Origin of the sequence: Salmonella sp. SAL00670 (assembly GCF_046552235.1) — a bacterium.
GTDB classification, from domain to species: domain Bacteria; phylum Pseudomonadota; class Gammaproteobacteria; order Enterobacterales; family Enterobacteriaceae; genus Salmonella; species Salmonella enterica.
On sequence record NZ_JBGDUO010000004.1, the window covers coordinates 219,139 to 239,151 of the forward strand.

General features: G+C 52.7%; 25 protein-coding genes. 19 read left to right on the forward strand and 6 right to left on the reverse strand.

Annotated features, from left to right (window positions below):
• The first annotated feature begins 4 nt into the window (after positions 1–4).
• The 3 genes from ACLJRS_RS14940 to ACLJRS_RS14950 all read left to right on the forward strand — a co-directional run bounded on the left by ACLJRS_RS14940 (position 5) and on the right by ACLJRS_RS14950 (position 3,516).
• Positions 5–643: a DUF1190 domain-containing protein gene (locus tag ACLJRS_RS14940; protein ID WP_001085593.1), complete on the forward strand. Its 639-nt coding sequence runs from the start codon at positions 5–7 to the stop codon at positions 641–643.
• A gap of 2 nt (positions 644–645) precedes the next feature.
• The gene (locus ACLJRS_RS14945; protein WP_000943943.1) at positions 646–1,809 is read left to right on the forward strand and encodes a glutathionylspermidine synthase family protein; all 1,164 of its coding nucleotides are present in this window, start codon (positions 646–648) and stop codon (positions 1,807–1,809) included.
• Between the two features lie 84 nt (positions 1,810–1,893).
• The gene (locus ACLJRS_RS14950; RefSeq protein ID WP_000118958.1) at positions 1,894–3,516 is read left to right on the forward strand and encodes an isovaleryl-CoA dehydrogenase; all 1,623 of its coding nucleotides are present in this window, start codon (positions 1,894–1,896) and stop codon (positions 3,514–3,516) included.
• Between the two features lie 44 nt (positions 3,517–3,560).
• Here ACLJRS_RS14950 and yjfN read toward each other — a convergent pair whose 3' ends face one another.
• Together yjfN and bsmA are read right to left on the reverse strand one after the other, a co-directional pair.
• Entirely contained in the window at positions 3,561–3,836 is a 276-nt protein-coding gene (yjfN, locus tag ACLJRS_RS14955) for a DUF1471 family protease activator YjfN (protein WP_001518964.1), read from the reverse strand.
• A gap of 130 nt (positions 3,837–3,966) precedes the next feature.
• Positions 3,967–4,296 (reverse strand): biofilm peroxide resistance protein BsmA, encoded by a 330-nt coding sequence (gene bsmA / locus ACLJRS_RS14960; RefSeq protein ID WP_000586834.1) that lies wholly within the window; start codon positions 4,294–4,296, stop codon positions 3,967–3,969.
• A gap of 183 nt (positions 4,297–4,479) precedes the next feature.
• Between bsmA and yjfP the strand changes: the two genes are divergently transcribed.
• Positions 4,480–5,229 carry an esterase gene (yjfP, locus tag ACLJRS_RS14965; RefSeq protein ID WP_000560306.1) on the forward strand — a complete coding sequence of 250 codons (750 nt, stop codon included), beginning with the start codon at positions 4,480–4,482 and terminating at the stop codon, positions 5,227–5,229.
• Here the strand turns inward: yjfP and ulaR are convergent.
• Positions 5,226–5,981, reverse strand: coding sequence for an HTH-type transcriptional regulator UlaR (ulaR, locus tag ACLJRS_RS14970; protein WP_000133618.1), 756 nt, complete (start codon positions 5,979–5,981; stop codon positions 5,226–5,228). The two genes, yjfP and ulaR, sit on opposite strands and share 4 nt — an antisense overlap.
• Positions 5,982–6,085: 104 nt before the next feature.
• On the reverse strand, positions 6,086–7,150 hold the full coding sequence (gene ulaG / locus ACLJRS_RS14975; RefSeq protein WP_000049161.1) for an L-ascorbate 6-phosphate lactonase: 1,065 nt from the start codon (positions 7,148–7,150) through the stop codon (positions 6,086–6,088).
• Positions 7,151–7,512: 362 nt separating this feature from the next.
• On the opposite strand from ulaG, the gene ulaA reads away from it, so the two are divergent.
• From ulaA to ACLJRS_RS15005, 6 genes are read left to right on the forward strand one after another with little or no spacing between them, the layout of a single operon-like run.
• Entirely contained in the window at positions 7,513–8,910 is a 1,398-nt protein-coding gene (gene ulaA / locus ACLJRS_RS14980; protein WP_000404873.1) for a PTS ascorbate transporter subunit IIC, read from the forward strand.
• A gap of 15 nt (positions 8,911–8,925) precedes the next feature.
• Positions 8,926–9,231 (forward strand): PTS ascorbate transporter subunit IIB, encoded by a 306-nt coding sequence (gene ulaB, locus ACLJRS_RS14985; protein ID WP_000218358.1) that lies wholly within the window; start codon positions 8,926–8,928, stop codon positions 9,229–9,231.
• 9 nt (positions 9,232–9,240) lie between these two features.
• Positions 9,241–9,705 (forward strand): PTS ascorbate transporter subunit IIA, encoded by a 465-nt coding sequence (gene ulaC / locus ACLJRS_RS14990; RefSeq protein ID WP_000776531.1) that lies wholly within the window; start codon positions 9,241–9,243, stop codon positions 9,703–9,705.
• Between the two features lie 13 nt (positions 9,706–9,718).
• On the forward strand, positions 9,719–10,369 hold the full coding sequence (gene ulaD / locus ACLJRS_RS14995) for a 3-keto-L-gulonate-6-phosphate decarboxylase UlaD (protein ID WP_000056761.1): 651 nt from the start codon (positions 9,719–9,721) through the stop codon (positions 10,367–10,369).
• A 9-nt stretch (positions 10,370–10,378) separates the two neighbouring features.
• Positions 10,379–11,233, forward strand: a complete 855-nt coding sequence (locus tag ACLJRS_RS15000; RefSeq protein ID WP_000949526.1) for an L-ribulose-5-phosphate 3-epimerase — start codon at positions 10,379–10,381, stop codon at positions 11,231–11,233.
• Positions 11,233–11,919, forward strand: a complete 687-nt coding sequence (locus tag ACLJRS_RS15005; protein ID WP_001170761.1) for an L-ribulose-5-phosphate 4-epimerase — start codon at positions 11,233–11,235, stop codon at positions 11,917–11,919. Before ACLJRS_RS15000 ends, ACLJRS_RS15005 begins: the two co-directional genes overlap by 1 nt.
• A 128-nt stretch (positions 11,920–12,047) precedes the next feature.
• Here ACLJRS_RS15005 and yjfY read toward each other — a convergent pair whose 3' ends face one another.
• On the reverse strand, positions 12,048–12,323 hold the full coding sequence (gene yjfY, locus ACLJRS_RS15010) for a DUF1471 family protein YjfY (RefSeq protein WP_001529484.1): 276 nt from the start codon (positions 12,321–12,323) through the stop codon (positions 12,048–12,050).
• Between the two features lie 193 nt (positions 12,324–12,516).
• Between yjfY and ACLJRS_RS15015 the strand changes: the two genes are divergently transcribed.
• The 6 genes from ACLJRS_RS15015 to ACLJRS_RS15040 all read left to right on the forward strand — a co-directional run bounded on the left by ACLJRS_RS15015 (position 12,517) and on the right by ACLJRS_RS15040 (position 15,307).
• Positions 12,517–12,723 carry a hypothetical protein gene (locus ACLJRS_RS15015; RefSeq protein WP_001541376.1) on the forward strand — a complete coding sequence of 69 codons (207 nt, stop codon included), beginning with the start codon at positions 12,517–12,519 and terminating at the stop codon, positions 12,721–12,723.
• Between the two features lie 70 nt (positions 12,724–12,793).
• Positions 12,794–13,189, forward strand: a complete 396-nt coding sequence (rpsF, locus tag ACLJRS_RS15020; protein WP_001216673.1) for a 30S ribosomal protein S6 — start codon at positions 12,794–12,796, stop codon at positions 13,187–13,189.
• Between the two features lie 6 nt (positions 13,190–13,195).
• Positions 13,196–13,510, forward strand: coding sequence for a primosomal replication protein N (priB, locus tag ACLJRS_RS15025; protein ID WP_001519453.1), 315 nt, complete (start codon positions 13,196–13,198; stop codon positions 13,508–13,510).
• 4 nt (positions 13,511–13,514) lie between these two features.
• Positions 13,515–13,742 carry a 30S ribosomal protein S18 gene (gene rpsR, locus ACLJRS_RS15030; RefSeq protein WP_000135199.1) on the forward strand — a complete coding sequence of 76 codons (228 nt, stop codon included), beginning with the start codon at positions 13,515–13,517 and terminating at the stop codon, positions 13,740–13,742.
• Positions 13,743–13,783: 41 nt separating this feature from the next.
• Positions 13,784–14,233 (forward strand): 50S ribosomal protein L9, encoded by a 450-nt coding sequence (rplI, locus tag ACLJRS_RS15035; RefSeq protein WP_001196059.1) that lies wholly within the window; start codon positions 13,784–13,786, stop codon positions 14,231–14,233.
• A 147-nt stretch (positions 14,234–14,380) separates the two neighbouring features.
• On the forward strand, positions 14,381–15,307 hold the full coding sequence (locus tag ACLJRS_RS15040; RefSeq protein ID WP_000381068.1) for a DMT family transporter: 927 nt from the start codon (positions 14,381–14,383) through the stop codon (positions 15,305–15,307).
• 49 nt (positions 15,308–15,356) lie between these two features.
• Here the strand turns inward: ACLJRS_RS15040 and ACLJRS_RS15045 are convergent, their stop codons facing one another.
• Positions 15,357–15,992, reverse strand: a complete 636-nt coding sequence (locus ACLJRS_RS15045; RefSeq protein WP_001119448.1) for an OapA family protein — start codon at positions 15,990–15,992, stop codon at positions 15,357–15,359.
• A 219-nt stretch (positions 15,993–16,211) separates the two neighbouring features.
• Here ACLJRS_RS15045 and fklB point away from each other — a divergent pair, with 219 nt between their 5' ends.
• From fklB to ACLJRS_RS15060, 3 genes are all read left to right on the forward strand, one after another.
• On the forward strand, positions 16,212–16,832 hold the full coding sequence (gene fklB, locus ACLJRS_RS15050; RefSeq protein ID WP_000235161.1) for an FKBP-type peptidyl-prolyl cis-trans isomerase: 621 nt from the start codon (positions 16,212–16,214) through the stop codon (positions 16,830–16,832).
• A gap of 294 nt (positions 16,833–17,126) precedes the next feature.
• Entirely contained in the window at positions 17,127–18,530 is a 1,404-nt protein-coding gene (gene cycA / locus ACLJRS_RS15055) for a D-serine/D-alanine/glycine transporter (RefSeq protein ID WP_000228321.1), read from the forward strand.
• 337 nt (positions 18,531–18,867) lie between these two features.
• On the forward strand, positions 18,868–20,007 hold the full coding sequence (locus ACLJRS_RS15060; protein WP_000155543.1) for a DKNYY domain-containing protein: 1,140 nt from the start codon (positions 18,868–18,870) through the stop codon (positions 20,005–20,007).
• Positions 20,008–20,013: the final 6 nt, after the last annotated feature.

The following is a 20,013-nucleotide window of genomic DNA, read 5'->3' on the forward strand; positions in this document are numbered from 1 at the left end:
GATCATGGCAAAAAAACGAAAATCCAGAAGCACATCCGGCGTAGGCCATTCGGCAATAAGACGAATAGCCGAACCGGTCAATCCCTTTGAGCGGCAACGAAATCGCTACACGCCAAAATGCCTGACGCTGGCGATTATGGGTGGAGCGGCCTTTTTTCTCCTGAAAGGGTGCGGTGATGGCGGCAATAGTGACAACGACGGCGATGGGACGTTTTACGCCACGGTGAACGACTGTATTGACGATGGCAATAGCGCCAGCGTTTGCGCTGACGGCTGGAATAATGCGAAAACAGAATTTTACGCTAATGTGCCTAAGCAATTGACGCAGGAGCGCTGTCAGACGCAGTTTGGCGATTGCTACTTTGATATTACCGAGCGGAGCTGGGTTCCGGTATTAAGCGGCTTTTTACTCAGCCGCGCGATTCGTCAGAACCGTGACGAACAATACATCTATAGCAGCGGCGGTTCATCCTACGTCTCCCGTCCCGTCTGGCGCACCACATCCGGCGACTATGCGTGGCGCAGCGGCACAGGGAAAAGCGATACCGTGACCAGCCCTGGTTATATCACACGGAAAGCGTCCACCGTCTCCCGCGGCGGCTATGGCCGTTCTTCCAGCGCCCGCGGGCACTGGGGAGGCTAACCATGCTACGACATAACGTACCGGTACGCCGGGATCTGGATAAGATCGCATGCGATCACGGTTTTGACTTTCATGTTATCGATAACGAAATTTACTGGGATGAAAGCCGGGCCTACCGTTTTACATTACGGCAAATTGAAGAACAGATCGAAAAACCGACCGCAGAGCTTCATCAGATGTGTCTGGAGATTGTCGAGCGGGCCGTCCGGGATGAGCAGATCATGCAGCAGCTGGCGATCCCGCCATTGTACTGGGATGTCATCGCCGAAAGTTGGCGCAGCCGCGATCCTTCGCTTTACGGGCGGATGGATTTCGTCTGGTGCGGCAAAGATCCGGTTAAATTGCTGGAATACAATGCGGATACGCCGACGTCGCTCTATGAGTCCTCCTACTTTCAATGGCTATGGCTGGAGGATGCTCGTCGTAGCGGCGCCATCCCGCGTGATGCCGATCAATACAACGCGATACAGGAGCGGCTGATCGCCCGCTTCAGCGAGCTGTACAGTCGGGAACCGCTCTACTTTTGCTGTTGTGAAGATACCGACGAAGATCGCACGACGGTGCTGTACCTTCAGGATTGCGCGCAGCAGGCGGGCCAGGAAACGCGATTTATCTATATTGAAGAACTGGGGCTTGGCGTAGGCGGCGTGCTGACCGATCTGGACGATAACGTGATTCGCCGCGCCTTTAAGCTCTACCCGCTGGAGTGGATGATGCGCGACGACAACGGCCCGCTGTTGCGAAAACGTCGTGAGCAATGGATTGAGCCATTGTGGAAAAGTATTCTGAGTAACAAAGGGCTGTTGCCGTTATTGTGGCGCTTTTTCCCTGGCCATCCGAATCTGCTGCCGGCCTGGTTTGAGGGCGAAAAATCGCTCGCAGCGCCAGGTGAAAGCAGCGTGCGGAAGCCGCTTTATTCACGTGAAGGCGGCAACGTCACGATTTTCGACGAGCGGCAAAATGTTATCGATCATGCCGACGGCGACTACGCTGACGAGCCGATGATTTACCAGGCGTTTCAGCCTTTGCCGCGCTTTGGCGATAGCTATACGCTGATTGGCAGTTGGATCATTGACGATGAAGCCTCCGGGATGGGGATTCGCGAGGACAATACGCTAATTACCAAAGACACTTCCCGTTTCGTCCCACATTATATTGCCGGTTAATCATACTTTTGTGATCTTGCTCCGGCGTCAATGGCGCAGTCATGACCATACTTGACTTCAGCGCCATTGAAGGAGGGAGACACCATGTCCTGGCAAACACATACCGTTTTTAATCAACCAGCTCTGCTCAATAACAGTAACTTATTCCTGTCTGATGGCGCGCTGTGTGAAGCGGTTTCCCGGGAAGGCGCGGGATGGGATAGCGATCTTCTCGCCAGCATTGGCCAACAACTGGGAACGGCGGAATCACTGGAACTGGGGCGTCTGGCGAACGCGCATCCTCCTGAGTTGCTACGTTACGATCCCCAGGGACAGCGTCTGGATGACGTTCGCTTTCATCCCGCCTGGCACCTGTTGATGCAGGGGCTTTGCGCTAATCGGGTACATAACCTGGCCTGGGAGGAGGAGGCAAGGGCGGGAAGTTTTGTCGCCCGGGCGGCGCGTTTTGTATTACATGCTCAGGTAGAAGCGGGAACACTCTGTCCTGTCACGATGACCTTTGCCGCGACACCGTTGCTATTGCAGATGCTTCCCGCCACTTTCCATGACTGGCTGGCGCCGCTGCGCAGCGATCGCTACGATTCGCATTTGCTGCCGGGCGGGCAAAAGCGGGGTCTGCTCATCGGCATGGGAATGACGGAAAAGCAGGGCGGATCTGACGTACTCAGTAATACGACCCACGCGGAGCGGCTGGCGGATGATTCATATCGGCTGGTGGGACATAAATGGTTTTTCTCTGTGCCGCAAAGTGATGCGCACCTCGTGTTGGCGCAGGCAAAAGGAGGACTATCCTGTTTCTTTGTGCCGCGTTTCCTGCCAGACGGGCAACGGAACTCTGTTCGTCTTGAACGCCTGAAAGATAAACTCGGTAATCGATCTAATGCCAGCGCCGAAGTCGAGTTTCAGGATGCCGTCGGCTGGCGGCTGGGAGAAGAGGGCGAAGGGATTCGGCATGTCTTAAAGATGGGCGGTATGACGCGTCTTGACTGCGCGCTCGGGAGTCATGGCTTAATGCGGCGCGCATTTTCAGTCGCCATTTACCATGCTCATCAGCGTCAGGCTTTTGGTAAGCCGCTGATCGAACAACCGTTGATGCGACAAACCTTAAGTCGTATGGCGCTATGCCTGGAAGGGCAGACAGCGCTTTTGTTTCGGCTGGCGCGCGCCTGGGAGCAACGTCGCGAGGCGAAAGAGGCATTATGGGCGCGATTATTCACGCCAGCGGCGAAATTCGCCATCTGTAAGCAGGGAATCCCTTTTGTGGCTGAGGCGATGGAGGTTCTCGGCGGGATGGGGTATTGCGAAGAGAGCGAACTCCCGCGCCTGTACCGTGAAATGCCGGTGAACAGTATCTGGGAAGGTTCCGGCAATATCATGTGTCTGGATGTACTGCGGGTGCTGACAAAACAACACGGCGTCTATGACGTATTGAGTGAAGCTTTTGCGGAAGTCAAAGGTCAGGATCGCCATTACGACCGCGCGGTACGTCAGCTACAGCAACGTTTACGCAAACCGGACGAAGCAATGGGCAGAGAGATTACGCAGCAGCTTTTCTTGCTGGGGTGCGGAGCGGAAATGCTGCGTCATGCCTCGCCGCCGCTGGCGCAAGCGTGGTGTCAGATGATGCTGGATACACGCGGCGAAATGCCGCTGCCTGCCCAGGTGCAAAATGATTTACTGTTAAGGGCGACCGGGGGACTGCGGTAACGTTTGGCCTGTAGTACATGCCATCCGGCGCGAGCCACGCGGCATCAGGCATAGAGTATCGCCTGTACGCGCCAGTTATCCGACTGTTGTTCTTCATACATTTGAATAATTCTGTACCAGGACGCACCCTGTTCATCGGCTTTCAGGGCGATAATCCGCTCCACATCCTGTGGGTTTCCTGCAACATTACTGACCGAGATCAGGCCGATTTCATTCAGACCCGTTACGCAGTCAGCACTGGCGAATTCGGCAGACTGTGCCGTCGTACTCACCAGTCCGGCAGAAAGCAGCAGTGAGGATAAGGCAAGTTCTTGTTTCATCGTCAGCTCCTTATTACATACCCCGCATTTAACAGGACGCTCCATCACGGTAAACCTGTTTGTTTATTGTGCACAGGTAAACGCATAGGGGCGCAAAGCAATGTAAAACTGACTAAAAATCAATCTACTGTTATTGACGATACAAAATGGCTTGTGAATACCACTGGCCGGTTACAACCGTTTCATCAACCATTAAGATAACGTAATAATCGGCTTTCGCAGCGACGGCTTTCGCTCTGATTTCATCTATTGCATCATCCGGGGAGCCCCGAACCAGCGCGCTTACGATCCCCATCCGCTGTAGTCCTTGCGTTTGATCGCGACGGATTTCCTGCGGGTGATCGGCGACAGGCGGCGCAGGTTGCGGCGTACCCTGCAGCACGCTACACGCGCTTAATAACAGCGCTGCTATCAATGAAGCAAACCGACGCATAACTCTATCTCGTTTCCTGATAATCATAGTGTAATGCCTTATTGATTTCCCTTTAGGGGGAATGTTCCCGAAGTGTTACCTGTCACGCGATTTTCGAATGAAAACGTTGCGAAAGCGTAACCCAGTTCTCAAACATTATGAATTATTGCGCTATCCATAAACTTGCGTTAAGTATTTCTCCGTGGCATACCGGATAAAAAGGAGAGAATAATGATAGCGATTGAAACACGACAATTAGCCGGAGGCGTCGTACTACATGCCTTCCCGGAAGGGAAACGCGCCGTGCCGCTTCCCTGTGTGGTGTTCTATCATGGCTTCACCTCCTCCAGCCTGGTTTATAGTTATTTTGCCGTTGCCCTGGCACAGGCAGGATTCCGGGTAGTCATGCCGGATGCGCCGGAGCATGGCGCTCGCTTCGGCGGCGACTCACAGGGACGGATACACCGATTCTGGCAGATTCTGCACCAAAACATGCAGGAATTTACGACGTTACGTGCGGCGATTCAGGAGGAAAACTGGCTACTTGACGGGCGGTTGGCGGTGGGCGGCGCATCCATGGGCGGTATGACGGCGCTGGGCATTATGACGCGTCACCGTGAGGTAAAATGCGGGGCCAGTTTAATGGGGTCGGGCTATTTTACCGGGCTCGCCCGGACGCTTTTCCCGCCGTTATCCCCGCAGAACCCGGCACAGCAGGCGGAATTCGACAATATCATCGCGCCGCTACGTGAATGGGAAGTCACACACCAGTTAGAGCGACTGGCCGACAGGCCGCTTCTGTTGTGGCATGGTCAGGAGGATGACGTGGTGCCTGCTATCGAAACCTTCCGGCTCCAGCAGGCACTCGCCGGGGCGAAGCTGGATAAGCATGTGACCTGTTTATGGGCCGCAGGCGTGCGGCATCGCATTACGCCAGAAGCGTTGTCGGCGACGGTAGCGTTTTTCCGACAGCATCTTTAAACGCGGAGTATGCTTACACCCTGGGCTTCAAGCTGTTGCAAAACCTGCGGATTGGCATTTTTGCCGGTAATCAGCATAGCGATCTGATCGGCGCGGCTGAACAGCATTCCCGCGCGCTCGCCAATTTTACTGCTATCGACCAGCGCGACCAGTTTCCCGACGACGCTGAGCATTTTTTGTTCCGCCATGGCGGTTAGCATATCGGTCTTGTACAGGCCATCCGCGGTTAAGCCCTTTCCGCTGGTAAACATCCAGTGGCCAGCATAGAGACTGTTTTCACTTCCCTGCGGGCTCAGGGTAATCGACTGGCTTTTATTATACTGACCACCCATGATAATCACGCTGTCATGCTCTTGATCGATCAGATAATTCGCCAGCGGCAGATAGTTGGTAATGATCTGTACCGGTTTCCCGCACATTTCACGCCCCAGCAGGAAAGCGGTGGAGCCGCAGTTAATCACTACGCTTTCACCCGGGTTTACCAGCTGCGACGCCGCTTTCGCGATGCGTACTTTTTCATCGTGGTTTTGCGCCTGGTGCAGATTCATCGGCGTCCAGCGGGGCCGCTGTTGGGTAATGGCCTCTGCGCCGTTGCGCACTTTTTTAAGTTTCCCGCTTTCGTCGAGCTTGTTGATGTCGCGGCGCGCTGTCGCCGGGGAGATCCCCAGACGCTCAATCACGTTTTCGACGGTAACAAAGCCCAACTGTGCCAGCATATCCAGCAGTATTTGATGTCTTTGTGCTTCAGTCATGAGCTATTCCGATACAAATTGATTTGAAAAGATGATATTTGAAATAGCCTGGAAATACTAAAGTAAATGGAAAAAATGCCGGGTAATCCCGGCATGATATCGACTCACAGGAAGGATTTGAACGGTAGATCGGGTTCAATGGTAAAGCAATCGTCAAACCCACGCGGATAGTGGTATTCGAAATTGTCTTTATCCAGCGGCCAGGTAAACTTGCCGCCAACCTGCCAGATAAACGGTTTAAAACCATACTTCAGGCGATCTTTCTTCATTTCCCATAGCACGCGGATCTCTTGCGGATCGGCCTGGAAGTTCGACCAGATATCGTGATGGAACGGGATCACCACTTTGGTATTCAGCGATTCCGCCATGCGTAAAATATCCGCGCTGGTCATTTTGTCCGTAATACCGCGCGGGTTTTCACCGTAAGAACCGAGCGCGACATCAATTTGATGTTCGTTGCCGTGTTTCGCGTAATAGTTGGAATAGTGAGAATCGCCGCTGTGATAGAGATTGCCGCCCGGCGTTTTAAACAGATAGTTAACCGCGCGTACATCCATGCCGTCCGGCAGTACGCCAGCGGCTTTCTGATCGGCGGGCAGGGTGATTAATGCGGTGCGGTCAAAGGCATCAAGCGCGTGAATTTCAATATCTTTCACTTTTACGACATCGCCCGGTTTTACCACGATGCAGCGTTCTTTCGGCACGCCCCAGCCAACCCATAAATCTACGCAGGTCTGCGGGCCGATAAACGGAACATCATCGGCGCAATTCTGCATTACGGCAGCCGCGACATTGACATCAATGTGATCGTTATGGTCGTGGGTCGCCAGGACGGCGTCAATCTGACGGATAGCGAAAGGATCGAGAACAAACGGCGTGGTGCGCAGGTTAGGCTGTAATTTTTTGACGCCAGCCATACGCTGCATCTGGTGGCCGGTTTTCATCAACGGATTACCGTGGCTCTGTTTACCGGTACCGCACCAGAAATCGACGCATACGTTAGTGCCGCCTTCAGATTTTAGCCAGATACCGGTACAGCCCAGCCACCACATGGCGAACGTACCCGGCGCGACCTGCTCTTGCTCAATCTCTTCGTTCAGCCAGCTTCCCCACTCCGGAAACGTGCTCAGAATCCATGATTCACGCGTGATGCTTTGTACTTTACTCATCGCATTTACCTTCATGTTTGTTCAAAATAATTCAAAACGTGATTTGTTTTGATTAATCCTGACACTATTTTCTCAAGAAGGCAATGGGCTATTTTTTGACTTTTGGGTAGGGGATAACGCAGTCAGGAGAAGATTTAATCTTGTCTGGCGTCATGTGAATGTTGGCATCTTTATGATTTTACTTATTTTAATGAAAAAATGAGTTACCTATAAGTAAACCATGTATTAAGTGTGCTAATTATTTGCGCGCTACGTCACATTTAATCAAATTTAATCTTGTTGTGATTACTTTTGAAAATTAAAGTGAAGGGACATTATCCTGAGCGCCTGTGACTCAGCAACCTTATCTGCCGGAGATCGTTATGGAGATCCTCTACAACATCTTTACCATTTTTTTTAATCAGGTAATGACCAATGCCCCGCTATTACTGGGTATTGTGACCTGCCTGGGCTATATCCTGTTGCGCAAAAGCGTCAGCGTGATCATCAAAGGGACGATCAAAACCATCATTGGCTTCATGCTGCTACAGGCCGGGTCCGGCATTCTGACCAGCACCTTTAAACCGGTGGTGGCGAAAATGTCTGAGGTTTACGGTATCAACGGCGCGATTTCCGATACCTATGCTTCGATGATGGCAACGATCGAACGGATGGGCGATGCGTATAGTTGGGTAGGCTACGCGGTGTTGCTCGCGCTGGCGCTGAATATTTGTTACGTCTTATTGCGACGCATTACCGGTATTCGCACCATCATGTTGACCGGGCACATCATGTTCCAGCAGGCGGGGCTGATTGCGGTCTCTTTCTATATCTTCGGCTATTCCATGTGGACCACCATTATCTGCACGGCGATACTGGTTTCCCTGTACTGGGGCATCACTTCCAACATGATGTATAAGCCCACCCAGGAAGTGACGGACGGCTGCGGTTTCTCCATCGGTCACCAGCAGCAGTTTGCTTCCTGGATTGCCTATAAAGTCGCGCCGTTCCTGGGCAAAAAAGAGGAAAGCGTTGAAGACCTCAAACTGCCGGGCTGGCTGAACATTTTCCATGACAACATCGTCTCCACGGCGATTGTAATGACCATCTTCTTTGGTGCCATTCTGCTCTCTTTTGGTATCGATACCGTACAGGCGATGGCGGGTAAAACCCACTGGACAATCTATATCCTGCAAACCGGTTTCTCCTTTGCGGTGGCGATCTTCATCATCACCCAGGGCGTGCGTATGTTTGTCGCCGAGCTCTCTGAGGCCTTTAACGGTATCTCCCAGCGTCTGATTCCGGGCGCAGTACTGGCGATTGACTGCGCCGCTATTTATAGCTTCGCGCCTAACGCGGTGGTCTGGGGCTTTATGTGGGGCACCATCGGCCAGCTGATTGCGGTTGGCATCCTGGTTGCCTGCGGCTCCTCGATCCTGATTATTCCTGGCTTTATCCCGATGTTCTTCTCTAACGCCACTATCGGCGTGTTCGCTAACCACTTCGGCGGCTGGCGTGCGGCGCTGAAGATTTGTCTGGTGATGGGGATGATCGAAATCTTTGGTTGCGTCTGGGCGGTGAAACTCACGGGGATGAGCGCCTGGATGGGTATGGCGGACTGGTCGATTCTGGCACCGCCGATGATGCAGGGCTTCTTCTCCCTCGGTATCGCCTTTATGGCCGTCATCATTGTAATTGCACTGGCTTATATGTTCTTCGCTGGCCGCGCACTGCGCGCAGAAGAAGATGCAGAAAAACAACTGGCAGAACAGTCTGCTTAATAAGGAGTTTTGATTATGACCGTACGTATTCTGGCTGTGTGTGGCAACGGACAGGGCAGTTCCATGATCATGAAAATGAAAGTGGACCAGTTTTTAACCCAATCAAACATTGACCACACGGTAAACAGCTGCGCGGTTGGCGAGTACAAAAGCGAGTTGAGCGGCGCGGATATCATCATCGCTTCTACCCATATTGCAGGCGAAATCAGCGTGACGGGCAACAAATATGTGGTTGGCGTGCGCAACATGCTGTCGCCTGCGGATTTTGGCCCGAAACTGCTGGAAGTGATCAAAGAACATTTCCCGCAAGACGTGAAGTAAGGATGCAACATGAAATTACGTGATTCACTGGCGGAGAATAATTCTATCCGCCTGCAGGCTGAAGCGAATACCTGGCAGGAAGCCGTCAAGATCGGCGTCGATTTACTGGTGGCTGCCGACGTGGTGGAGCCGCGCTATTACCAGGCCATTCTCGATGGCGTTGAGCAGTTTGGCCCCTATTTTGTGATTGCCCCCGGCCTGGCGATGCCGCATGGCCGCCCGGAAGAAGGGGTGAAGAAAACCGGTTTTTCTCTGGTGACGCTGAAAAAGCCGCTGGAGTTCAACCACGAAGATAACGACCCGGTCGATATTCTGATCACCATGGCGGCGGTTGATGCCAACACTCACCAGGAAGTGGGCATCATGCAGATCGTCAACCTGTTTGAAGACGAAGCTAATTTTGACCGTTTACGCGCCTGCCGTACCGCGCAGGAAGTCCTGGATCTCATTGACCGCACCAACGCGGCAGCTTAAGAAGGAATTGAAAATGTCATTACCAATGTTGCAGGTCGCGCTGGACAACCAGACTATGGATAGCGCCTATGAAACCACTCGCCTGATTGCCGAAGAAGTCGACATTATCGAAGTGGGCACCATTCTGTGCGTGGGCGAAGGCGTGCGTGCGGTTCGCGACCTGAAAGCGCTTTACCCGCACAAAATCGTGCTGGCGGACGCCAAAATTGCCGATGCCGGTAAAATCCTCTCCCGTATGTGTTTCGAAGCCAACGCGGACTGGGTGACCGTGATTTGCTGTGCGGATATCAACACCGCAAAAGGCGCGCTGGATGTGGCGAAAGAGTTCAACGGCGACGTGCAGATCGAACTGACCGGTTACTGGACCTGGGAACAGGCGCAGCAGTGGCGTGATGCGGGTATTCAGCAAGTGGTTTATCACCGCAGCCGTGACGCGCAGGCGGCAGGCGTGGCGTGGGGCGAGGCGGATATTACCGCGATTAAGCGGCTGTCCGATATGGGCTTTAAAGTGACCGTGACCGGCGGACTGGCGCTGGAAGACCTGCCGCTGTTCAAAGGCATTCCGATCCATGTCTTTATCGCGGGGCGCAGCATTCGCGATGCCGAATCGCCGGTAGAAGCCGCACGGCAGTTCAAACGCTCCATTGCCCAACTGTGGGGCTAAGGAGAGGCTATGCTGTCGAAACAAATTCCGCTCGGCATCTATGAAAAAGCGCTCCCTGCCGGGGAGTGCTGGCTGGAGCGCCTGCGGCTGGCGAAAACGCTGGGTTTTGACTTCGTTGAAATGTCGGTGGACGAGACCGACGCCCGACTGGCGCGGCTCGACTGGAGTCGCGAGCAGCGCCTGGCGCTGGTGAGCGCGGTTGCTGAAACCGGCGTGCGTGTGCCGTCCATGTGTCTGAGCGCGCATCGTCGTTTTCCGCTCGGTAGCGAAGATGACGCGATACGGGCGCAGGGGCTGGAGATTATGCGTAAAGCGATTCAGTTTGCGCAGGACGTCGGGATTCGCGTCATTCAACTGGCGGGGTACGACGTTTACTATCAGCAGGCCAACGACGAAACGCGTTGCCGCTTCCGCGATGGGTTAAAAGAGAGCGTTGATATGGCCAGCCGCGCCCAGGTGACGCTGGCGATGGAGATCATGGACTACCCGCTGATGAATTCCATCAGTAAAGCGCTGGGCTATGCTCACTACCTCAATAACCCGTGGTTCCAGCTCTATCCAGATATCGGCAATCTGTCTGCCTGGGATAACGACGTACAGATGGAGCTACAGGCGGGAATCGGGCATATCGTCGCGGTACACGTCAAAGATACTAAACCCGGCGTGTTCAAAAATGTGCCGTTTGGCGAAGGCGTGGTGGATTTCGAGAGTTGTTTTGCAACGCTCAAACAGAGTGGCTATTGCGGGCCCTATCTGATTGAGATGTGGAGCGAAACAGCAGAGAACCCGGCGGCAGAGGTAGCGAAAGCGCGTGACTGGGTGAAAGCGCGCATGGCCAGCGCCGGTCTGGTGGAGGCAGCCTAATGCAAAAGCTCAAGCAGCAGGTATTTGACGCTAACATGGATTTGCCCCGTTATGGACTGGTGACGTTTACCTGGGGCAACGTCAGCGCTATCGATCGCGAACGCGGATTGATGGTGATTAAGCCAAGCGGTGTCGCCTATGAAACCATGAAGGTAGATGACATGGTGGTGGTGGATATGGATGGCAAAGTGGTGGAGGGACGTTATCGTCCTTCTTCCGATACCGCTACCCATCTGGCGCTGTATCAACGCTATCCGTCGCTTGGCGGCGTCGTTCATACCCACTCCACCCACGCCACGGCATGGGCGCAAGCGGGGATGGCTATTCCGGCGCTCGGTACCACGCACGCGGACTATTTCTTTGGCGATATTCCTTGTACCAGAGCGTTAAGCGAAGAAGAAGTGCAGGGCGAGTACGAGCTGAACACCGGTAAGGTGATCATCGAAACGCTGGGCGAGGTGGAACCGCTGCATACGCCAGGTATTGTCGTGTATCAACATGGGCCGTTCGCCTGGGGGAAAGATGCGCACGATGCGGTACATAACGCGGTCGTCATGGAGGAAGTGGCGCGAATGGCGTGGATTGCGCGCGGTATTAACCCTGGCCTCAACCCCATCGACGATTATCTGATGAACAAGCACTTCATGCGTAAGCATGGCCCGAATGCGTATTACGGGCAGAAGTGAAGTATGAGCTCCGGAATGTGAATATTATCGGGATGTCACAGGTCTAATTCCGGAGCCATCTTTCCGCGAAAAAAGCCCCCTGCTCAGGGGGCAAATCAACTATGGCTTTTTCGTTGGTTTTCCTGATGCTAGCGATAAATATTCGCGCTGGCGTGTATATTGCCGTTGCTACCCGGTTCCCGGATAAGTATGACGTGATAATACATTGCGTTTCGCACGTCGGCCTCTTCATTCAGCGCCAGATTGGCTTCACTTTCCGTGGCGAAGTTGTGGTTGATGTAGATCACGCCTAAGCTGCGCACATCATCCATATTTCTGGCCTGATGATTATTTAACTCGATGGCTGCCGTTGCCGTTATGCCAGGCAAAAGCGCAGCCAGAAATAACATTATCCGGGCTCGCATAGAGTACCTCCTCAGCAGCGCGGTCTGGTTGGCGATATCCCCCTTTAGTGAATCGCTTCTGGTTTAATTTTAACCATAACCCGCCGCAGAGATGGCGACCTTTTCTGATGCTGTTGTTCAAAAAATTATCGCATTGTCGCTTTTTACCTGATTAACAACCCATTGATGTATGCCGCCATGTTTAAGAAATCCTGTGTGGCAAAAAAGTGCGCTGACCACAGTGTCAATTTCTCTGCCGCAACAGGCTGTTTATAGTGGCATGCGATATGAAGTTAATATCTCAGCAGCAAAATGCGACGGGACAGGCGTTACGTTCGGCACGATAAATAATTGTACAATCACCTTGAGTTTGCCCGCAGGCGCCAGTATTATAACGCGTCATTTTTCAGCCGACCTTTAACACGTTCCTTGCCTCCATGGGCTGCGGCTGACCCAGACAGGAGGCTGAATAATCCGTAAGGAGCAATTCGATGCGTCATTACGAAATCGTTTTTATGGTCCATCCTGACCAGAGCGAACAGGTTCCGGGCATGATCGAGCGTTACTCTGCTGCCATCACTGGCGCAGAAGGCAAGATCCACCGTCTGGAAGACTGGGGCCGCCGTCAGCTGGCTTACCCGATCAACAAACTGCACAAAGCGCACTACGTTCTGATGAACGTTGAAGCGCCGCAGGAAGTGATCGATGAGCTGGAAACTACCTTCCGCTTCAACGATGCCGTTATCCGCAGCATGGTTATGCGTACTAAGCACGCTGTTACCGAAGCTTCTCCGATGGTTAAAGCGAAAGACGAGCGCCGTGAGCGTCGCGATGATTTCGCTAACGAAACCGCAGATGATGCTGAAGCTGGGGATTCTGAAGAGTAATTTCTGATGACCAACCGTCTGGCGTTGTCCGGCACCGTGTGCAGGGCCCCCCTTCGAAAGGTCAGTCCATCAGGAATTCCGCATTGCCAGTTCGTGCTTGAGCATCGTTCTGTGCAAGAGGAAGCCGGCTTTCACCGGCAGGCGTGGTGCCAAATGCCCGTTATTGTTAGCGGACACGAAAACCAGGCCATTACTCACAGTATAACGGTCGGCAGCCGCATAACCGTTCAGGGGTTTATTTCTTGCCACAAGGCAAAGAACGGTCTGAGCAAAATGGTTCTGCATGCCGAGCAGATTGAATTGATAGATTCTGGAGACTAGCCATATGGCACGTTATTTCCGTCGTCGCAAGTTCTGCCGTTTCACCGCGGAAGGCGTTCAAGAGATCGACTATAAAGATATCGCTACGCTGAAAAACTACATCACCGAAAGCGGTAAGATTGTCCCAAGCCGTATCACCGGTACCCGTGCAAAATACCAGCGTCAGCTGGCTCGCGCTATCAAACGCGCTCGCTACCTGTCTCTGCTGCCGTACACTGATCGCCATCAGTAATCGGTCACGGTCCATTAATACGACTTTGAGAGGATAAGGTAATGCAAGTTATTCTGCTTGATAAAGTAGCAAACCTGGGTAGCCTGGGTGATCAGGTTAACGTTAAAGCGGGCTATGCTCGTAACTTCCTGGTACCAAAGGGTAAAGCTGTTCCGGCTACCAAGAAAAACGTTGAATACTTCGAAGCACGTCGCGCTGAACTGGAAGCTAAACTGGCTGACGTTCTGGCTGCTGCAAATGCACGCGCAGAGAAAATCAACGCCCTGGAAACCGTTACTATCGCGTCTAAAGCAGGCGACGAAGGTAAACTGTTCGGTTCCATCGGTACTCGCGACATCGCTGACGCTGTGACTGCAGCTGGCGTTGACGTGGCTAAGAGCGAAGTTCGTCTGCCGAACGGCGTTCTGCGTACCACTGGCGAACACGAAGTGAACTTCCAGGTTCACAGCGAAGTATTCGCAAAAGTTATCATCAACGTGGTTGCTGAGTAATCAGGCATTCTCGTTTTTGCTAGCAACGAAACGTCGGCCCAGCGCCGACGTTTTGCTTTTTTAACCCCATCGCTTTTCGACTGGCTATCTCCCCCTCTTTTCGCGATAATCAAAAATAAAACATTATTTTAATTTCTTGGTGAAAGAATGGATACCCAACGCCAGGCCTCCCCGTTTGCCCGCAAAAACGTCGTTTATGTGTGTGCCGCATTTTGTTGCCTGCTATGGGGCAGCGCTTATCCAGCCATCAAAAGCGGTTATGACCTCTTTCAGATAGCCACCGACGATATCCCTTCTAAAATTGTTTTTGCTGGTTATCGTTTTTTGTTTGCGGGTGGGTTGCTGCTACTGTTCGCGCTGCTTCAGCGTAAACCGATTGGTCGGTTTCGTCCGCGCCAGTTTGCTCAGTTAACGTTACTGGGGCTGACTCAGACGTCGCTGCAATATCTCTTTTTCTATATCGGCCTTGCGTTCACCTCCGGCGTGAAAGGCTCAATCATGAACGCGACAGGCACATTCTTCAGCGTATTGCTGGCGCACTTTATTTATCAGAACGACCGATTGAGCTACAACAAAACGCTCGGCTGTATTCTGGGCTTTGCGGGCGTCATGGCGGTGAACGTCAGCAACGGCCTGGATTTCAGCTTTAATCTGCCGGGAGAAGGCTCCGTGGTGCTGGCGGCGTTTATTCTTTCTGCGGCCACATTGTATGGCAAACGTCTCTCGCAGACGGTCGATCCGATGGTCATGACTGGCTATCAATTGGGGATTGGCGGTCTGGTACTGGTCATTGGCGGTTACGTTTTTGGCGGTACGCTGACGATACATGGCTTCTCGTCGGTGGCGATTTTAGTCTACCTGACGTTACTCTCGTCGGTCGCTTTTGCGCTATGGAGCATTTTACTCAAATATAACCGTGTGGGGATGATTGCGCCGTTTAACTTTCTGATCCCGGTTTCCGGCGCGGCTCTTTCGGCTATTTTTCTCGGCGAGAATATATTGGAGTGGAAATACATGATTGCGCTGGTGCTGGTATGTTCGGGGATTTGGTGGGTGAATAAGGTGAAGCGGTAATGCTTCACCTGAACGAATAGGGTACAGGCGGGATAAGGCGTAGCCGGCGTTACTGTGCGCGAATAAAACTGCCGTCAGGCTGACGCGTAAACAGCACCTGTTGACCGTTATCGCCATCTATCGTTAAACCTGTCACCACCCCGCTGGCATTCTGGCGAATTTTAATCATTTGACCATTTTTGAGATTACTCAGCGGTTTGCCAGCGCCTTCTACCTGCGCCATTGCATAAACGTCTGTCGGGGGCAGCCCGTGGTCACGGAACAGTTGCGCCAGAGTTTTACCAGACTCTACCCGGTACGAGCGCCACTGTTGACCGATGCCGCTATCCTGCTGGAAAGGCTGCGTCTGCGGCTGGTTTTGTTCTTCCGGCTGGCCTTCCTGGATAGGTTCCGGCGCAACGGGCGCCACCTGATCCGGATCGTTTTGCGGCGCGACCAGCTGCGCCTGAAGCTGGGCCTCCGTCGGCGGCTGTGATTGCGATTGCAGATCCAATTGCGCTTCCCGCGTAACGACAGGCGAGTCGCTGGTCTCGCTGGCGGGCAGCAGGAAACCGATCACCAGCACGATAGCGGCAATGATAATGCCACGACGATGCATAGGCGGCAGCGGCTCCATGATGCGAAAATTATCCGGCGCGTGCCAGATTTTCGCCAGGGTTGGTTTTAATTCAAAGCGCCCGGGCATGGTTTACCTCCTGCTCCGCATCTCGTTCCTTAATCATAGAGTATAGATGGCTAACGCTATGATACTGGTAGTGCTATCCGCTTTCGTGACATCAATACGGATAATCTATTGTTTCTTTTTCCCTGCGATTTGTCATCCTCCCTGAGACAAAGTTTTACCAGAAGAAGCGTGGCTGTTATGCTGCCCGCTACTTTTTTGATATCCGATGAAGGAAAAATAATGGCCACCCCGACTTTTGACACTATTGAAGCGCAAGCGAGCTACGGCATTGGTTTGCAGGTAGGGCAGCAGCTCAGCGAATCCGGTCTTGAAGGGCTGTTGCCTGAAGCGCTGGTTGCAGGCATTGCTGATGCGCTGGAAGGTAAACACCCGGCGGTTCCTGTTGATGTGGTGCATCGTGCGCTGCGTGAAATTCATGAGCGTGCGGACGCGGTGCGTCGTGAGCGTTTCAAAGCGATGGCGGCCGAAGGCGTGAAATACCTGGAAGAAAACCGCGAAAAAGACGGTGTGAACAGTACTGAATCTGGTTTACAGTTCCGCGTTCTGACGCAGGGCGAAGGCGCGATTCCGGCGCGTACCGACCGCGTACGCGTGCATTACACCGGTAAGCTTATTGATGGCACCGTATTTGACAGCTCCGTCGCGCGCGGCGAACCGGCTGAATTCCCGGTAAATGGCGTGATCGCTGGCTGGATTGAAGCGCTGACTCTGATGCCGGTAGGTTCCAAATGGGAACTGACTATCCCACAGGAGCTGGCCTATGGCGAGCGTGGGGCCGGGGCATCTATTCCGCCATTCAGCACCCTGGTGTTTGAGGTGGAACTGCTGGAAATTCTGTAAGCGCCCCGGGTTTGCCGGATGACGGCGTAAACGCCTTATCCGGCAACCTGACTTCAGTAGATGCCAATATTTTATTTTGCAAATGGCGTCGTTACGTGTATTTTTGTGAGCTAATTCGCATTATCAAAGTGATATAACACTCATTTTAAACATAAAATTAACATTGTATTTGAATCTTAGTATTCATCCCGCCGATTCTTACCTAATATCGATGAGTCCTGATAACAGGATCGTCGTATCATAGACCAAAGGCCGTAGAGCCCGCACAACACAGACAGGTACAGGAAGAAAAACATGGTAGATCAGGTAAAAGTCGCAGCCGACGAACAGGCTCCGGCTGAACAGTCGCTACGGCGCAATCTTACAAACCGTCATATACAGCTTATCGCTATTGGCGGCGCTATTGGTACCGGTCTGTTTATGGGATCGGGTAAAACGATCAGTCTCGCCGGACCGTCGATCATTTTTGTGTATATGATCATCGGTTTTATGCTTTTTTTCGTGATGCGCGCCATGGGGGAATTGCTGCTCTCGAATCTGGAATATAAATCGTTTAGCGATTTTGCTTCCGACCTGCTTGGCCCCTGGGCGGGATATTTCACCGGCTGGACGTACTGGTTTTGCTGGGTGGTGACCGGTATGGCTGACGTGGTGGCGATTACCGCCTACGCGCAGTTCTGGTTTCCCGGCCTTTCCGATTGGGTCGCCTCGCTGGCGGTAGTGATCCTGCTGCTAAGCCTCAACCTCGCCACCGTTAAAATGTTTGGGGAAATGGAATTTTGGTTTGCTATGGTCAAAATCGTCGCCATCGTGGCGTTGATTGTGGTCGGGCTGGTGATGATTGCGATGCACTTTAAATCGCCGACCGGCGTTGAAGCGTCTTTCGCGCATCTGTGGAATGACGGCGGCTGGTTCCCGAAAGGTATTAGCGGGTTCTTTGCCGGTTTCCAGATTGCGGTATTCGCCTTCGTGGGCATTGAGCTGGTCGGTACTACCGCCGCAGAAACTAAAGATCCGGAAAAATCGCTGCCGCGCGCGATTAACTCAATACCGATCCGTATCATCATGTTCTACGTCTTTGCGCTGATTGTCATTATGTCGGTGACGCCGTGGAGTTCCGTGGTGCCGGATAAGAGCCCGTTCGTTGAGCTGTTTGTACTGGTGGGTCTGCCTGCCGCCGCGAGCGTGATCAACTTTGTTGTGCTGACCTCGGCGGCGTCTTCCGCCAACAGCGGCGTCTTCTCGACCAGCCGTATGCTGTTTGGCCTGGCGCAAGAAGGCGTGGCGCCAAAAGCGTTCGCTAAGCTATCGAAACGCGCGGTACCGGCGAAAGGCCTGACCTTCTCCTGTATCTGCCTGCTGGGCGGGGTGGTTATGCTGATGGTCAACCCGAGCGTGATTGGCGCATTCACCATGATCACTACGGTTTCGGCTATCCTGTTTATGTTTGTCTGGACCATCATTCTGTGTTCATACCTGGTGTACCGCAAAAAGCGTCCCCACCTGCATGAAAAATCCATCTATAAGATGCCGCTCGGTAAGCTGATGTGCTGGGTCTGCATGGCGTTCTTTGCGTTCGTGCTGGTATTACTGACGCTGGAAGACGATACGCGCCAGGCGCTGATCGTGACGCCGCTGTGGTTTATCGCGTTGGGTCTGGGCTGGCTGTTCCTGCGTAAGAACAAACTGGCTAAATGACGGATTTATCCCTCTCGCTTAGGCGAGGGGGTATGCGCATAACGTACCCGCCGGGGCGCTTTCTTCATTTTTACGCCCCATTTTGTCGCTTCCCGCTCCTTAACGAGCTATTTTTCTCGCCACATTTGATAGCGTATGGAGATGAAAAGCTCAGGAAATGAGTGTTTGTCCGCTGATGCAATGACGCGAAAAACGTTTCTTCAGGAAGGGCAGCTGTAAATTGCAGGCTGACGGTAAGTGCCGCCTTGATGAATTCCTATAATGGCGGCTCGCGCTGGATAATACGTTGAAAAAGTGGTTTAAGTAACAAATTAATCTCCTATTTCAAACTGTAATTATGACCATTCGACGCTGGATTTTAAGCGCTACGCTTTTGCTGCTGCCTGTTCCTGCGTTCGCAGATTTTCAGTATCAGCAGGATAAGGACGGCGTTTTTTATACCGCCGACGACGAACCGCAAATTCTCTCCCGACTGCCTGACGTTAGCTATTCGCATTTACGGCGTATTGCCGATTTATCTCACCCGCAAGACCCTCGCCCGTTAATAGAAATCAATCCCGACAGCCATAACTGCGACGACAATCATATTTGTCAGCACGCTTATCTCAGCGATGGGCGCTTTATCCTGTGGGCAGGCAAAATCGTCCAGAATACCGGGGATGAGCCTGCCGTTGATGTTGCCAGCTTTCAGTCTTTTGGCGCCTTTGCCGCCGATAAACACGGTCTCTATTTTGATGGTAAACGTCGTGATAGCAATGCGGGTGAAAAACGTGTGGATATGGCGACTCTGGCAGAGACGAAAATCTGGAATCTGCTGCGGGATAAAAATAATCTCTATTATGAAGGCCGCTGGCTGGGGCGGGCCGATGGGTTTCGCGTGTTGAGGCTGGATTCCACTTCGGCAAGGGAGTTTATTGTGACGACGGCGCAACGGGTGATTGTGAACGGCATACCCATTACCGCTGATGCTAATACGTTTCAAATCATTCGCTGGATGCCTGGCGAGGTACTAATTTATCGTGATAAAACCGGTAAGCATGACTATGAGATTGATAATTCCAGTCGGTACTGCGGCTATTTTAATATTGGCCTGCGTGAGGTGACATGGCTGAAACATGAGGCAACCAACGCCGGGAGCAGTTGTAAAGTGGAAACCCTGCCGGGTGTCGATCCGGAGTATTTTTTTCGTCTGAACGGGAACACCGGTTGGTATAAGGATCGTATTTATCAGGTGAGCACGAATGCGTTGGGCGAGGGGGTACTGCGCATTTTTACGTCGCAGGAAAAACTTCCGGCGCTGAAAATAGATAGAGTTACCTATAATTACTACCATCTGGCTTTGTCCGCGGATGGGCAATTATATCGCCAGATCTCACGTGATCAATGGCAGCGCTATAACCCGATATTAACAGAGTGGACGACGGTATCACCAGCGCCCACTGACGTTATCTCTTTGCTTCCCTCTGATTACCACTAGCGCAGG